General features: G+C 43.7%; 10 protein-coding genes and 1 pseudogene. 2 read left to right on the forward strand and 9 right to left on the reverse strand.

Features of this window, described 5'->3' with window-relative positions; all coding sequences use genetic code 11:
* The first annotated feature begins 264 nt into the window (after positions 1-264).
* On the forward strand, positions 265-2,379 hold the full coding sequence (ppk1, locus tag NST40_RS16695) for a polyphosphate kinase 1 (RefSeq protein WP_076130046.1): 2,115 nt from the start codon (positions 265-267) through the stop codon (positions 2,377-2,379).
* Here the strand turns inward: ppk1 and NST40_RS16700 are convergent.
* The 5 genes and pseudogenes from NST40_RS16700 to glgB form a co-directional block, all read right to left on the reverse strand.
* Positions 2,327-3,856, reverse strand: a complete 1,530-nt coding sequence (locus NST40_RS16700) for a Ppx/GppA phosphatase family protein (protein WP_076130045.1) — start codon at positions 3,854-3,856, stop codon at positions 2,327-2,329. The genes ppk1 and NST40_RS16700 overlap by 53 nt on opposite strands.
* 162 nt (positions 3,857-4,018) lie before the next feature.
* Entirely contained in the window at positions 4,019-4,741 is a 723-nt protein-coding gene (locus NST40_RS16705; protein WP_076130044.1) for an amino acid ABC transporter ATP-binding protein, read from the reverse strand.
* A pseudogene (locus NST40_RS16710) lies at positions 4,728-6,191 on the reverse strand (ABC transporter permease subunit); the annotation flags it as partial. The pseudogene NST40_RS16710 and the gene NST40_RS16705, both read right to left, overlap by 14 nt.
* Before the next feature lie 452 nt (positions 6,192-6,643).
* Positions 6,644-8,068: a glycogen synthase GlgA gene (gene glgA, locus NST40_RS16715; protein WP_076130043.1), complete on the reverse strand. Its 1,425-nt coding sequence runs from the start codon at positions 8,066-8,068 to the stop codon at positions 6,644-6,646.
* A gap of 47 nt (positions 8,069-8,115) precedes the next feature.
* Positions 8,116-10,053 (reverse strand): 1,4-alpha-glucan branching protein GlgB, encoded by a 1,938-nt coding sequence (glgB, locus tag NST40_RS16720; RefSeq protein ID WP_342409738.1) that lies wholly within the window; start codon positions 10,051-10,053, stop codon positions 8,116-8,118.
* Between the two features lie 216 nt (positions 10,054-10,269).
* On the opposite strand from glgB, the gene NST40_RS16725 reads away from it, so the two are divergent.
* Complete coding sequence (locus NST40_RS16725; protein ID WP_076130041.1) at positions 10,270-11,493, forward strand: glucose-1-phosphate adenylyltransferase; 1,224 nt, start codon at positions 10,270-10,272, stop codon at positions 11,491-11,493.
* A 100-nt stretch (positions 11,494-11,593) separates the two neighbouring features.
* On the opposite strand, the gene NST40_RS16730 is transcribed toward NST40_RS16725, so the two are convergent.
* From NST40_RS16730 to NST40_RS16745, 4 genes are read right to left on the reverse strand one after another with little or no spacing between them, the layout of a single operon-like run.
* Positions 11,594-12,652 (reverse strand): GNAT family N-acetyltransferase, encoded by a 1,059-nt coding sequence (locus NST40_RS16730; RefSeq protein WP_342409739.1) that lies wholly within the window; start codon positions 12,650-12,652, stop codon positions 11,594-11,596.
* A gap of 6 nt (positions 12,653-12,658) precedes the next feature.
* Complete coding sequence (locus NST40_RS16735; RefSeq protein ID WP_175618929.1) at positions 12,659-14,125, reverse strand: HAMP domain-containing sensor histidine kinase; 1,467 nt, start codon at positions 14,123-14,125, stop codon at positions 12,659-12,661.
* Positions 14,122-14,820: a response regulator transcription factor gene (locus NST40_RS16740; RefSeq protein WP_036687642.1), complete on the reverse strand. Its 699-nt coding sequence runs from the start codon at positions 14,818-14,820 to the stop codon at positions 14,122-14,124. The genes NST40_RS16735 and NST40_RS16740 overlap by 4 nt, the downstream gene beginning before the upstream one ends.
* Positions 14,813-16,093, reverse strand: a complete 1,281-nt coding sequence (locus NST40_RS16745) for a hypothetical protein (protein WP_256719017.1) — start codon at positions 16,091-16,093, stop codon at positions 14,813-14,815. Before NST40_RS16745 ends, NST40_RS16740 begins: the two co-directional genes overlap by 8 nt.
* Positions 16,094-16,108: the final 15 nt, after the last annotated feature.

A 16,108-nucleotide genomic window follows, 5' to 3' on the forward strand; every position in this document is an offset into this window, starting at 1 on the left:
CACAATTTTGTAACCTATGCGCATGTAATTGTTACCATTCTGAAATAACATGTTTAATTATTGTCTTTTGTCCATTAAGAAGTTAACGTAATTTTGATTATGTTAACTAAAAAGCGACAATCACATCCTATTATATAAGATAATTAAATAATATTCTTTGAGATTTTACATAGATTTAACATTTCGTGCCTCATCCAATAGTAAAATGATAGAATATGATAAATAGATTTGAGATATAGACATCGAAGCATATTTGGAGGTCCCATGAATACAGAAGAGATTAAAAACAATCAGAGCAGTCCAGCCACTGCTTACCTCAATAGGGATTTGAGCTGGATCGAGTTTAACCGCCGCGTACTCAAGGAGGCGCAGGACCCTGATAACCCTTTAATGGAACGTGCCAGATTTCTGGCGATCGTCTCGAGCAATCTGGATGAATTCATAAGCGTTCGTGTGGCGGGAATTCAGGATCAGATCCGGGCGGGCTATACTAAAAAAGATTTCACAGGCTACACCCCTTCCGGGCTGTATAAACGCCTCATCAAACGCGTAACCAAAATCATTGCCGATCAATACCGGACGTTCCGTGATATTTCGCGGAGTTTGCATAAAGAAGGCATCGTATTTGTGGATTATGAGGATCTTACCCATGCCCAAGAGCAGTCCATAGAACAGTATTACCGGGATATCATCTATCCTGTACTAACGCCAATGGCTGTTGATCAGAGCCGGCCGTTTCCACTCGTGCACAGCCAGTTTATCTACCTAGCTGTTGTTCTTACTCGTAAGAATGGTCTTGAAGAGGAGCCTTATTTTGCTATCCTGCAAATTCCTTCGAATCTGCCAAGATGTATCCCTCTTCCCCACCGCTCTAATAGTAAGAAAAGACAATTTGTATTTATTGAAGATGTGATCCGCCATCACATTCAAACCTTATTCAGCGGTTACGAACCTGTTGCGGTTAGTGAGTTTCGTTTGACTCGTAACTCAGATCTTACGATCGATGAGGAAGGTGCAGAGGATCTGCTGGAAGAGATCGAAAAAGAGCTGCGCAAGCGTCGTCGCGGAGTGCCAGCCCGTTTGGAAGTACAAAAAGGTATCCATCCCTATGCTCTTGAGCAGCTGCAAGCGGAATTTGAGCTGGAGGACTTCGTATTTGAAATTGAAGGTCCGCTTGATCTAGGCTTTCTTCGTAATTTTGCCGGAAGCTTAAAAGGTTTTGGTTACATGAACTATCCACCTATTGAGCCGGTTTATCCTGCTGAATTTCAAGAAAATGAGGATTTCTTCGAGGTGCTGCGTGAACGGGATGTATTAGTCTACCACCCTTACGAGTCTTTTGATGCAATGACAGACTTTATCATTCAAGCTTCAGAGGATGAGCAAGTGATGGCGATTAAAATGACCTTATACCGTGTCAGTGGAAATTCTCCACTTATTACTGCACTAGCCAATGCTGCGGAGTCTGGTAAGCAAGTTACAGTGGTTGTAGAGTTAAAAGCTCGATTTGATGAGGAACGGAATATCGCTTGGGCACGCCAGCTTGAAAAATCAGGCTGTCATGTCGTTTATGGTTTGATCGGACTCAAAACGCATGCCAAAGTGACCTTGATTGTCCGCCAGGAAGGCCCTGAACTGCGCCGTTACGTGCATGTAGGCACAGGAAACTATAATGACAGTACAGCCAAGGCCTACACGGATCTCAGTCTATTCACCGCCCAAAGCGATATCGGACTGGACGCTTCTGAGCTGTTTAATCAAATGACTGGATATTCGGCTAATTTTGACTGGCATTCCTTCATTGTTGCACCGACGAATATGAGCTTATCCCTGCAAAAGCTAATGATGCGTGAAGCTGAACATGCACGGGCAGGCAGACCCGCTCGCATAATCGCCAAGATGAACTCGCTCTCTAATCAGCAAGTGATCGACGATTTATATAGCGCAGCCCAAGCCGGAGTCTCCATTGACTTAATCGTGCGAGGGGTTTGCTGCCTACGTCCGGGAATAGAGGGCTTAAGCGAAAACATTACCGTACGCAGTATTGTAGACCGTTTTCTGGAGCACTCCCGGATCTATTATTTCGAAAATGGCGGCAAACCTGAGGTGTATTTATCCAGTGCCGACTGGATGACTAGAAACCTAACCCGCCGGATTGAGCTGATGTGTCCTGTCAGAGACAGCGGCATCCGTAAACAGATCGTCAAAATTCTAGAGTTGTCTCTAAAAGATAATGTTAAAGCCAGCTTCTTGCAGGCTAATGGATATTACGAACAACCAGACGACAAAAAGGCCCCTTTCCGGAGCCAGTTTGCTGCGATGGATGTTACACGTTGGAAGGGAAGCCGAGTTTTACCTTCACCGCCCAAGCATTCTTAAATGCTTTTATCGCGTTCTCAATGTCCTCTAGGCCAATTAGCAGTGACGATGCGCCCTCTAAGTCCAGATGAAGCGTATTGCCGTGCAGATTGGCCTTCAGGCCGCTTACAATTCCAATCTCCGTGCTGTCCAGCGCAATGCTAAGCTGGACAAGTGATCCGAGCTTATGAATCCACTCTTCGTCGGATGGCAGCAAAATGTCCTTATGTTGTTGGGACAATTTCTGCTTCCGGCTTTTTGTGCTGTATGAGGCGATCATAGCGCAAAGAATAAGCTGACGGTGGGTAAGTCCACGAATTGGTGAATTCATCAACCAATACAAAGTATGTCTTTTGGATTGGTAATAGTTAATATTCGTTCCCGTACGATGCAGCATGATGGACACGTAAATTAACATCTCGTGCTCTGCTCTATTCGATTCATCTTTAAATGCGTCAAACAGGCTGAGTGCTAGCTTGTTGATATGATCTAAATACCGTTTAGAAGTATGAATATCAAAGCGAATGATCGTGTTTAAGCTATATTCCAATGCACTATCACGCACTGGCTGCTCCGGCTCCAGCAGATCATGCAGCAAGCCTTCTCTGAGCCCTTCCCCGCTGATTACCGCCTCACTCGCCCCAATATACTGATACACCGTATGGAAAATAATCAACCCGGATACAATGATATCCGCCCGACTCTTAGATAATCCATCTAAATCCTTACGTTTTTCGTAAGGCATTGAAGGTAGGGTGTTCATAAAGTGCTCGATCGTCTCACTGGTCATCGTATAGCCATGGGAGTTAGGCAATGAGTATGCTCGTGTCTTCTGATCCAGCTTCCCTAAGGAACGAACCGTCCCTCCTAAACCGAATAAAGGAAGCCCAGCTTTGGCATTTAGCCAATCATGCTCAACCAGTCTGCCCAGAACAAAGGTCTGCAGCTTGTGAATCTGCTCATCGCTCCAATTCCCACCTTGGCCAAACATTAGGTTGGTATTTACTGCCCCGAACGGGAAAGAAATGCTGTGTTGATAACGCCGCTCACAAAAAAGAGTGATTTCAGTACTCCCGCCACCAATATCAATGACATAACCATCCTCTACATTAAAGGCATTAATAACACCCAAGAAGCCATAATATGCCTCCTGGTGGCCACTGATCACCTCAATCGGAATGGAAGAGGATTGTGACAAAAAGCTTATTATTTCACTTGAGTTAGCCGCATTACGAATGGCTGCCGTTGCACCCGCACGAATGGTTTCCACTGCAAAAGCATTGCAGATTTCCTTAAACTGCCGCAAGACCGGAACAATCGTTTCCATGTCCTTTTGTTCCAGTCTATTCTCCTTCGTAATCTTCTCACTAAGGCGAGCGGAGTACTTACACTCCTTGATGATCTTATAGCCTCCTTCGCGCGTTGTATCATAAATTACAAGACGAATGGAGTTCGAACCAATATCAATAATGCCTATCCGGCGTAGATCATCTCTCATTATGTATGTACTCCTTTTCCTGTTGATTGACTGACCATCTATTATACATGGTTTACATAAATAAATGAACTCAGCCCCCAGCGATATATTCCCACATTACCCTCAGGACCCTATAACAAAACGGCCACCGGATACTTGTCCAGGGCCGTTTTGACGAATTCTTTATAATACTTTACTTAAAAAATCCTTAGTCCGAGCATGTGTAGGATTACCGAATACTTGTTCAGGAGTACCCTGTTCAACGATGAACCCGCCATCCATAAACAGAATGCGGTCACCCACTTCACGGGCAAAGCCCATCTCATGTGTAACAATAACCATTGTCATTCCGTCTTCGGCAAGCTTTTTCATAACCTCAAGTACCTCTCCTACCATTTCCGGATCAAGCGCTGAGGTAGGCTCATCAAAAAGCATCACATGGGGCTGCATGGCTAATGCACGAGCAATCGCGATCCGCTGCTTTTGTCCACCGGACAATTGAGCTGGATAAACATCCTTTTTATCTTCAAGCCCTACAGTCTTGAGGAGCTCCATTGCGAATTTATCGGCCACAGCCTGCTGCTGTTTTCTTACTTTAATCGGTGCGAGCGTAATGTTTTGCAGAACGGTTTTGTGCGGAAAAAGGTTGAACTGCTGAAAAACCATCCCCATCTTCTCACGCGTTGCATTGATATCATGCTTCTTTGAGGTGATCGATTCCCCTTCAAAAGTGATCTCGCCACCTGTAGGCTGCTCCAATAAATTCAAGCAGCGCAGAAAGGTACTTTTTCCCGAACCACTGGGCCCGATTACAACGACAACCTCACCCTTTTTAATCTCCAAATCGATTCCTTTGAGAATCTCCAGCTTTCCGTAATGCTTCTGCAGGTTCTTAACGGCGATCATCGGTATTCAGCCTCCTTTCGAGTCTACCTAGGATCTTGGAAAGCGTAAATGTTAGAACAAAATACATAAATGCAGCAATCACGAGTGGTGTCATGCCATCATACGAAATCGTTGTAACTGTACGAGCTTGAAACATCAAATCCGTTACTCCGATAAATGAAATAATCGATGATTCCTTGATAATGGTAATGAACTCATTACCGATTGCCGGAAGTACACTTTTAAGTGCCTGAGGAAGTACAATATGACGCATGGTCATCCCTTGTTTCATTCCAAGTGAACGTGCGGCCTCCGTTTGTCCACGATCGACACCCTGAATCCCGGCACGAAAAATTTCTGCCAGATAAGCAGAACTGTTAATGGAGAGTGTAATCGCCCCGGACTGAATCGGAGTAAACTCAATCCCAAATGTCGCCAGCCCGTAATGGATGAGAAACAATTGCACAAGCATTGGAGTGCCCCGCAAAAATTCAACCCAAGCTGTGGCTAAGAAACGTAACACTCTCCATTTTGACATGCGTAGTAGAGAGACGATAATCCCAAGAATGAAGCCAAATAAAACACCAAGAACAGCAAGTAGCAAGGTATATTGTAGTCCAGTCAAGAAAAGATCACGATAATCATAAGCCATTCTAAATAAAGTAATATCCAATATCTTATCCTCCTATCTCCAAAAAAATAGAAAATAGCAAAGTTCCGCTATTTTCTGTAATACACATACAATTTACTTCAGCAGACCTAAAACAATATACATTCCTTACTTCGTGCTTTCAGCAAGCTCGCTGGCAGCCGCTACATATTCATCAATCTTACCTTCTGATTCTAGACGTTTAAGTGTGGCATTTACTTTATCCAGAAGCTCTGTATTGCCTTTTTTAATCCCAATTGCGTATCCATCATCTTCTACTTCAGGCTTAGCATCGGTAATTACAAGACCCGCTAAATTCTTAACAAAAGATTTGGCTACAGGTCCTTCAATAATTGCTGTATCGATACGGTTTGATTGCAATTGCAGAACGATCTCGGAGATTTTACCAAGAGAGGTGATCTTTGCGCCTTCAATCTCTTTGGCGATTTCTTCTTGAATAGAGCCTGTCTGTACACCAATTTTGGTACCCTTCACCGCGTCCATAGTAGCGTATTTATCTTTATCTGCTTCGCGCACTACAATAGCTTGCTCTGCTTTGTAATAAATATCTGAAAGTTCAACCGCTTTTTTGCGTTCTTCAGTCGGGCTAAGACCGGAAATCACCATATCTACGCGTCCACTGGACAATTCGTTAAGCAGTGAATCAAAAGGCAGATCCTTAACTTCAAGCTCAGCGCCCATGTCGGCAGCAATTTCCTTAGCGATGTCGATATCAAAACCTACGATGGTATCTTTTCCGTCCACTACTTTATGGAATTCGTACGGAGGAAAATCTGCACTTGTTCCCATAATCAGCTTTTTAGTAACTGCACCGGAATTTGCATTACCACTAGCAGCGGTATCATTATCATTTTTATTTTGACCGCAGCCTGAAAGCAGACCTACCGCTAATACCATTCCTAAACTAAGTTTACCCCATTTGTTCATTTCTATATCTCCCCTATTCATATGAAAAAATCTAAGTTGACCCAATGACTGACTTATTATAAATCAGAACGCATGAATATGCAAAGGCATAATTGTGACAATAACTTCCTTTTAATGGATTTCTATGAGGGGAATTCTATAATACGCAGCTAAAAAATCACTTTTATTCACGTTGAAGCTAAATTTATACATTTTTACTATCCCCTATACTGGCTAAATCATTCGACTGTTTATTCCTAATTTCATAAAAAAAGGACTGCTCCCAGAGTATTTACCATACTCCCAGGTGCAATCCCTTATTAACCCATTACAGAATTCGTTAAACTTTATCTGGTTATATCATCGTAGATATCCATGTACTGCTGAGCGGATACATTCCAGCTATAATCTCCCGCGAAAGCATTTTTTGTGATCTTTTTCCAATGTTCAGGCTGCTTGTAAAAAGAAAGCGCCCGGCGTAGCGTAAACATCATATCGTGTGCATTATAATTGCTGAACGTAAAGCCATTGCCTTCACCGGTTTCTTCATTATAAGCGTGCACAGTATCATTTAGGCCACCTGTCTCACGGACAACGGGTATGCTACCATACCGTAAAGCGAGCAGCTGACTGATGCCACAGGGCTCAAACTTAGACGGCATAAGGAAGATATCGCTGGCAGCATATATTTTTCGTGAGAGTGCATCATTAAATAAGATCTGTGAAGACAGCTTGGTCGGATACCGCCATGCCGCTTCCTTGAACCAACGCTCGTAAGATTCATCACCTGTTCCAAGCAGCACAAATTGAATATCCTCGTGATATAGCAGCTCATCCAGCACTCGGGTAAGCAGATCTAAACCTTTGGAGTCCACGAGACGCGTGACCATGGCTACCATTGGGATATTAGCATCCACAGGTAATCCCAGCTCTTCCTGCAAGGCTACTTTGTTCTCCGTCTTCTTGGTCAAATTAGAACGATAACGGGTAACAAGGCTCGAATCTGTCGCTGGATTATAACTTTTAGTATCAATGCCATTCACAATCCCACTTAAAACATCTGACCGTGCGTTCAACAAACCATCCAGGCCGTAACCATAATAAGGTGTGCGAATTTCTTCTGAATAAGTCGGACTGACGGTCGTGACCCGATCACTGAATACAATCCCGCCTTTTAAGAAATTCACATTACCATAGTACTCCACACTACCAAAATAACTGCTATCCAGACCTAACAGCTCTCCAAGTACCTCATAAGGAAACACTCCCTGATACAACAGGTTATGTATTGTAAATACACTCCGCATTTCACTGTAAAATGGATTGTGGCGATAATGCCCCTGTAGCAGCATTGGAATTACGGCCGCGTGCCAATCATGGCAATGCAGTACATCAGGCTGGAAATCAATGGCTGGCAGACACTCCAGCACTGCACGATTATAGAACGCAAACCGTTCACCATCGTCCATATAACCATAAATTCCATCACGGCCAAAATAATACTCGTTGTCGATAAAATAAACGGGGATACCCTCATAGATAATGCGTTCAATTCCACAGTATTGTTTTCGCCAGCCAATTGGAACATACACTTCCGTTAAATGCTCCATTTGAGCGGTGAACTTGTCAGGAATCCCACGATATTTAGGCAAAATCACTCGTACATCTACCCCGGCAGCCTTCAGCGCTTTAGGTAATGCTCCAATGACATCGGCCAAACCACCCGTTTTGACAAAAGGATGAGCTTCAGCTGCGGCAAATAAAACTTTCATGATTATTTCCCCCTTAAACTGTACGGATTCTCTATTCGTACTTAGATCTATAACTCTTTTGCCTCTTTATTCTTACCCATTCGTGACGTTTTTTTAAACACCAGAAAGCTAAGGGGCGGAAGAGTCAGCTCTATGCTGTTCACCTGATTGTGCCATTCCAGCTTAACGCTCTTTTGAGGGACATTGTGCAATCCGGAGCCACCATACTCTTCATTTTCTGAGCTAAAGAGCTCCTCATAAGTCCCGGCCCGTGGCACGCCTATACGATAATTGTGCCGTTCTACCGGTTGAAAATTGATGACTATAAGCAGCGTATCTCCTGGTTTCTTCCCTCGGCGTATATACGAAATCACACTTTGATCATTGTCATCCGCATCAATCCACTGATAACCCTCTTGAGAATGATCCAGCTCCCACAACGCTTTTTCGGAGCGATACAGTTTATTAAGTGCAGCCGTGTAGGCAAGCATACGACGATGGCTCTCATAATCCAACAGCAGCCAGTCCAGCTGCTCCTGATCCTTCCACTCGATAAACTGACCGAATTCCCCACCCATAAACAGAAGCTTTTTACCGGGATGAGAGATCTGATATCCCAGCAACTGCCTGAGGCCTGCGAACTTTTGTTCATAAGTACCCGGCATTTTGTCTAACAAAGACTTCTTGCCGTGAACAACCTCATCATGCGATAGCGGCAATGCGTAATTTTCGGCATAAGCATAACATATTGGGAACGTAAGTAAATTATGATGATAAGGGCGCCCACCAAAATCATGTTCTATGTAGCCTAGCGTATCATTCATCCAACCCATATTCCATTTGTAATTGAAGCCAAGGCCCCCTTCATGCACTGGTGCAGTAACCCCTGGCCAAGCACTGGACTCCTCCGCCATCATCAATGCTTTTGGGAAATAATGAAAGATAGCCTTGTTCAGATTCTGGATAAATTTGATGGCCTCCAGATTCTCCAATCCACCATTAACATTCCGCCGATATTGATGATCCCGCTTTTCGAAATCTAATCGAAGCATACTCGTAACCGCATCTACACGCATTCCGTCGATATGATAATACTCGAACCAAAACAGCGCATTAGAAATAAGAAATGAAGAAATCTCCGGCTTACTGAAATCAAACGAAAGTGTCCCCCAGCCTGGTTTTTCAGCTAACATTGGATCGGCATATTCATAAAGTGGCGATCCATCAAACATACGTAATCCGTGTGCGTCTTTGGCAAAGTGAGCGGGAACCCAATCTAAAATCACACCGATACCTGCCTGATGCAGCTGATCGATCAAATACATCAACTCATGGGGTTCGCCATAACGGCTGGTTGCCGCAAAATACCCCGTCCCTTGATAACCCCAGGATAGATCATATGGATGTTCTGCCAACGGCATAAATTCCACGTGTGTATAGTTCATCTCCACCAAATAAGGAATTAACAGCTCGCTCATTTCCCGGTAGGTATAGAACTCACCATCCTCTTTTTGACGCCAGGTACCGAAGTGCATTTCATAAATGTTCATCGGTTGTTGATATGGAGCTTTGCTTTTCCGACGCCATGCTGCATCTCCCCAGCGGTAGCCATCCAGTTCTGCTACTACCGAAGCCGTTGCCGGTCGAACCTCAGCTTTAAAAGCAAAAGGATCCGCTTTAAGGAAACTTGATCCATCTGAGGCAAGAATCCTGTATTTGTAAAAAGTTCCCGGCTGTATTCCCGGAAAAAAACGACTCCAAAATCCTGAATCGGGTATCTTATATAACGAGTCCACGCCCTGTGTTCCGTCCCAATCATTATGATCACCAGCTAGTCCTACATATGTCGCATGAGGAGCCCACACGGTAAAGCGCACACCGGTAACGCCTTCTTCAGCGGCAGTGTGTGCACCCAGCATAGAATAGCTGCGATAATTGGTGCCCTCATGGAACAGATAGATATCAGCAGCTGACGGAAGGGTCTCGATTTTTGCTTTTTCAGCCAATTCTACACCACCTTTTTCAATGTGCTTGTACCTATTACCTTACCCGAATATTACCATTTTGAAAATGTTTTGATGTTAAAAGAAAAGATTTTCTGATAAAGAAATATTAATTGTAATTTTTCTGTTTACAAAGCAATATATTTCACCTATGTCGTTTCAAGCGCTTGTCGTAAGTTTATATTACAAGCATTGACAAAATAATGGGAGGGATAACAAATGAACAACAAAAAAGATTGTATCGCCATGTTATTGGCAGGAGGGGAAGGCCGCAGATTGGCTCCCTTGACTTCCAGTATGGCTAAGCCTGCAGTCCCTTTCGGTGGACAGTATAAAATTATTGATTTCCCGCTAAGTAACTGTGTAAATTCGAACATTGATACAGTAGGTGTTCTGACACAATACGAAGCTGACTCTTTGCATAATCATATCGGTGAAGGTGAGCCTTGGGGCTTAGTTAGTCAAAAGGATAAAGGTGTCACACTGCTTCCTTCAGGTGTTGAAGGCAGAGACAGTTATACAGGGACTGCTGATGCGATTTATAAAAACATTGACTTTATTGATAGCCGCAACCCAGAACATGTGCTCATTCTATCCGGTGACCATATTTACCATATGAATTACCGTAAGATGCTGAATTATCATATTGAAAAAGGAGCAAAAGCAACCATCTCCGTAATGGAGGTTCCTTGGGATGAGGCTAGTCGTTTTGGAGTAATGAACGTAAACGATGATCTGAAAATTTCCGAATTCGCGGAAAAACCTAAAGTACCAAAAAGTAATCTTGCTTCAATGGGTATCTACCTGTTCGAGTGGGCTTATCTGAAGGAGCACTTGTTGCGGGATGCAGCTAATCCTAATTCCAGCCATGACTTTGGTAAAGACGTAATTCCTACCATGCTGGATCAGAACGATGATTTATTCGCTTACCGTTTCAAGGGTTACTGGAGAGATGTAGGTACAGTCGGCAGTCTCTGGGAAGCACATATGGATCTTCTGCAAAAAGACAATGGCATGAAGTTAGACAAGACTCATTGGCCTATGTATAGTCGGGTTCGCCGGACTAAGCTTGCAGTTCATAAACCACGTGTACAGAACCCAGCAACAGACTCTCTCGTGAATGAATCCTGCTCCCAAGAAGGTAGTCTACAACGTTCTGTAGTCTTTAATGGGGTAGAAATCGGTAAGATGAGCCAGATCAAGCAAAGTGTTATTATGCCTGGAGTTCGCATTGGCCGTGGAGTGCTGATTGAGAATGCCATTATTGGTGAAGGGGCAATCATTAAGGATGGAGCAGTCATCAAGGGAAGCATAAATAATATCGTTGTCGTTGGACCACATGAGACTGTGGCTGCCAAGCCGGCGGTCCGAAACCAACCTTCCCGTCTGTTTCAGGATGTGTATGAGAAGACAGGACGTTTGCGTGAAGTTCTTCCTTCATAACAACCATTATATAGAAAAATACTTTATATAAAAAGGGGCTGTTGTCCTGGTCGATCATGACCAGAGCAACAGCCCCTTCGGTTGTAAGGAATTAGTGATTTTATGAATTACGGCTAGCCGTCCATTCTCTGTCTAATATGCTCATTTCCACACAATCTACATATTGCTCACCGAATAAAGCAGACTCACGTTGAACACCCTCCCGCTTAAAGCCAACAGCTTCATAAGCTTTCAGGGCAGCCGTATTGAAATCGAAAGCACCCAGAGACAGACGATGCAGGTCCAGACCTTCAAATCCGATTCGAAGCATTTCTTGCATCATACGTTTGCCAATGCCTTTACCTTGAAACTCAGGATCTACTACTACCCTGCCGATACGTGCAGAACGATTAACCCGGTCAATGACTGAAAAGCTAATATGGCCCACTACCTGCTGCGCAGCTTCTTGAATTGCACAGAAGATAAGGCGATCGGATAAGCCTGGATGATTAGCATCCTTTAAGTATTTAACAAGCTGCTCATCATCTAAGGGATAAGTTAACGAAGGTCCTGCCCACTGCTTCAGATACTCTGGAGAAACACTCCAGCGCTTTAAGTGTTCAAAATCAGATTCCGATATAAACCTTAGGATCAGACGGTCTGACTCAGCACCTTCCTCAAAATGTTCATATAAGTTCACTAAACGACCATTTCCCATATCGTTAGTGCCCATGTAGTGAAAACCCATGCTCTGATAATAACGATTGAGCTTAATGTTATGTGCCACAGTGTCAAACCTAAGGCTCTTACAGCCTAGATCTTTGGCTAGAACTACTGCATATTTAAGCATTTGCTGTCCAAGTCCTCGGCCGCGGTGGGAGTCTTTCACAGCCAATCGGTGCAAATAAGCGTAGGACTCATCATTTTTACTGCCCCAGTACTGTGGATCACTGAATTGCAACGTGAACATGCCAACTACAGCCCCATCGTCAAGGGCTAAATAAACATGTCTGTCAGCAAAATATCCTGCTATATCGGTCTCGGTAAATTGTCCGGGTGTCCATTGCTTAATTCCATTAAGCTCCATCCACCCCGCCGCTTCTTGCAGTAGCCTCAAGATGTCGCTAACCCGATCTGGCTCTCCACGAACTATACGGATCGAATTCTTCGTTACCCCCATCTCACGTTAGGCCTCCCAATCATCTAATTCAGGAAAGGTAGCTGTCACTTGAGTTACCTCTTCTGTGATAACTTCCGGCTGTGGTTCTGTAAGAGGCAAGATGACGGTAACTTCCGTTCCTTTTCCAAGCTCACTTACCATATCAAGTGTCCCATTATGAAGTTCTACAAGTTGCTGTGAAATCGCTAACCCCAAGCCTGTTCCTCCATTAAGTGCATCCACTTGAAAGAAACGGTCCTTCACTCTGGATATATGTGCTTCACTAATCCCTATCCCGCTGTCTCGTACCATAATCGCTGTTTCTGTAGCAGACAGTCTCTTTGCTGACAGTTCAATACTGGAATCTTCATGTGAGAACTTCACTGCATTGTCTACCAAGTTTAAGAATACCTGTTTTAGCCGATTGGCATCCCCTTTAACAAAGATCGCATCTTCACATTCCAGCAACAGATGTATTCGTTTCTTTTCCGCTTTAGCCCAAACATTCAGTATCGTCTCTTGCAGCAGTACCTTTACATCTACAACCCCAATCGACAGCTTCATCTGGTTCTGCTGCAGCTTAGAAAAGTCGAGAATTTCTTCCACCAGCCCAATCAGGCGTTCACTTTCTTTGGAAATGATGCTGACTCCAAGTTTTGTCTCCTCCGGATCATACCCGCCGGATACCAAGGTTTCACTCCAGCCCTTGATACTTGTAAGAGGTGTCCGCAGCTCGTGAGAAATGGACGAGATAAAATCATCCTTAATCTGATTACTGCGTACAATTTCCTGAGCCATATAATTCAGCGTTGAAGCCAAATCACCAATCTCAAATTTATAGTCTCCCTTAATCCGTACGTTGAATCTCCCCTTCGCCATCTGAGCTGAAACTGCCGTAATATTATTCAGCGGCTTCACAATCGAGTTGGCCAGTCCGAAGCTAAACCCAACAACTACAGCCATAACAGCTGCAGCAATAGCAGTGGACAATAAAGTTAGATTAAGCAAATCATTATTGATTTCTTCTAGTGAAGTAATATACCTTAGGACATACTTATCCTGTCCATGAATCTGCAGCATTTTGGAAACCGCCATTACGCTCTCATTCGTGCCTGCCTGACGCCCTACCCAGCGTCCAACGCTGCCGCCAACGGCTTCTGGTACATCACTGGTCGTAATGGTCCGATCCGGCTGAAAGCCAGTGGAACTAGTGATGATATCCCCATTTAGCGATAAGATTTCCAGCTCCGTCTTGCTCAATGAGAACCTCTCCAGTACTTCTTGTAGCAGATAGATGCTATTATCGCTGGGTATCATGTTCTTTTGAAAAAACGACTCTGAAACAGAAATGTGATTTTTAATCTTGCTGTATACACTGTCATAATAATATGTTCTGATGGCCAGCAGGAAGATAACTTCTACGAGGAGAAGCGCCAAAAAAACTACAAGAATGTAGTGCAGAACAATCTGTCTGCGCATCCCCTTCTTAATCATTGTCCTTGGCCTTTCCATCTATATCCGTGCCCCCATACAGTCTGCAAAAATTCCGGCTCCGAAGGATTGTTCTCAATCTTCTGGCGTAAGCGCCGGATATTTACATCTACAATTTTGGGATCACCCATATACTCCTTGCCCCACACATGATCCAACAGAAGATCGCGGCTAAGTGGAGTGTTTTCCTTTTCAAGAAAGAATTGAATCAGAGAGAACTCCGTAGGCGTCAGTTCAATGGCTACATTATCACGTTTGAATTGTTTGGTAATAAGATCCAAGCTGAAAGGCCCCGAATGAAAAGAAACCTTGGCCGACTGTTCACGATGCACATTTACACGGCGCAGCAAAGATTGAATACGTGCAATTAGCTCCGTTGGGCTAAATGGCTTACTAACATGATCATCTGCACCTACGGACAAAGCGTAAACTTTATCCTGCTCCTGAACCTTGGCGGTAAGAAAAATAATTCCCAAGCGTTCATTAGTCTCCCTAATCCGTCTACAAACTTCAAATCCATCAATGCCGGGAACCATAACATCCAATAACGCAATATCAATATCAGGTATAGTGGTTAATTTATGCAATGCTTCATTCCCGTCAGCAGCCTCCAGCACTTCGAAACCATTACGCTTCAAATTAATGACTATGAAACTGCGAATGGACTCTTCATCTTCCAATATCAGAACTTTACTCATCTATTCCCTTCCTTTCAATAGGGGAGGCAATCTTATTGCTTCCTTCTTTAGTTGTACTTTGTTCTAGCTCACCACGGTAGCCGATGACTTTATCTGAATCCCGCCCAAGCAGCTCCCAGCCTTCATTCTTAGCCTTATCCCATTCCGAAGGAGAAAAGAAGGAAACCTCAGCAAAAGTCTCTCCGGTATCGGTCATGATGAATTTAAGGTTTTTATCCAGAACAGATTTCGTGTCAATACTTACCTTTCCATGCAGCTCTGGATCAAAATTAATAGTAAAGCGATCCGATGGATCACGATATAGCTGGACTGCAAAGGTTAGGCCATCTTTTCCATCCCATTTATAATAGGAGGTGAAATAAGGAATATCTGCGGGGTCGAAATACTCCCATCCTTTTGGCGCTTCAAGCAATCCAACTTCAATAATGCCATCATGATCGATATCTTCGCTTGCAATCAGACGATCTTTGTAAGTCCTCGTATCACCTGGCAAAACCACGCGCAGCTTGTTATGCTCCATAAGAACCATTAAGCTGTAGGCGGATTGGAAATCCACCGAAGCGTCTAATACGATTCCTTCTTTATCCTTAGCAATCTTTCCTGCGACAATATTGTAATAATTAGAAAAATACGGATCGATATCCTCGATCTTATCGAGCACCTTAAAGCCATCATTGTACTGATAGATCGAAATGGTTGCAAATTCATTTCTTTTAAAATAAACAACGGTGATGTCTTCAATTCCATCCTTGTTAAGATCATCAAGCATATATTTGGTGTAAGGAAGTGAAAGCACTTCTTCCAATGATCCGCTGGAATAGCTATACACGACGAGGCCTTTTTCTTCCCCGCGTGAATAACCTGTAATGATATTCAGCTTCCCGTCACCTGTCATATCTTTCAGATCGACGGACTCCAGCATAGTTCCATCCCCATCAAAAACAAGCTTTTTGACCCAGGCATCTCCTTGCTTCTCTAAGATCATCCCGTGAATCTCTACAGCTTCGCTTGGCGTTCTATAGAACACCAACGACTCCATAATTCCATCGTTATTGAGATCCTCTGTGAAAATTGAGCTCTCATCATTAACCGGGCGGATCAACTCCGTACCCGCTGGAATATGTGAATTTATAGCAGCCATAAGTGTTGCTTTGTCAGCAGACAGCTGCGGAGCTTTCATCTTCGAAACGGGATCACTGATGAAAGTACAACCCGAAAGTACGGATAACGACAGTGTTGCAGCTGCCAGGCACCTAAGACTTTTTATACTCAACCTCATCACTCTTTT

Origin of the sequence: Paenibacillus sp. FSL R10-2778 (assembly GCF_038593035.1) — a bacterium.
In the GTDB taxonomy this organism is placed as follows: Bacteria; Bacillota; Bacilli; order Paenibacillales; family Paenibacillaceae; genus Paenibacillus_AQ; species Paenibacillus_AQ odorifer.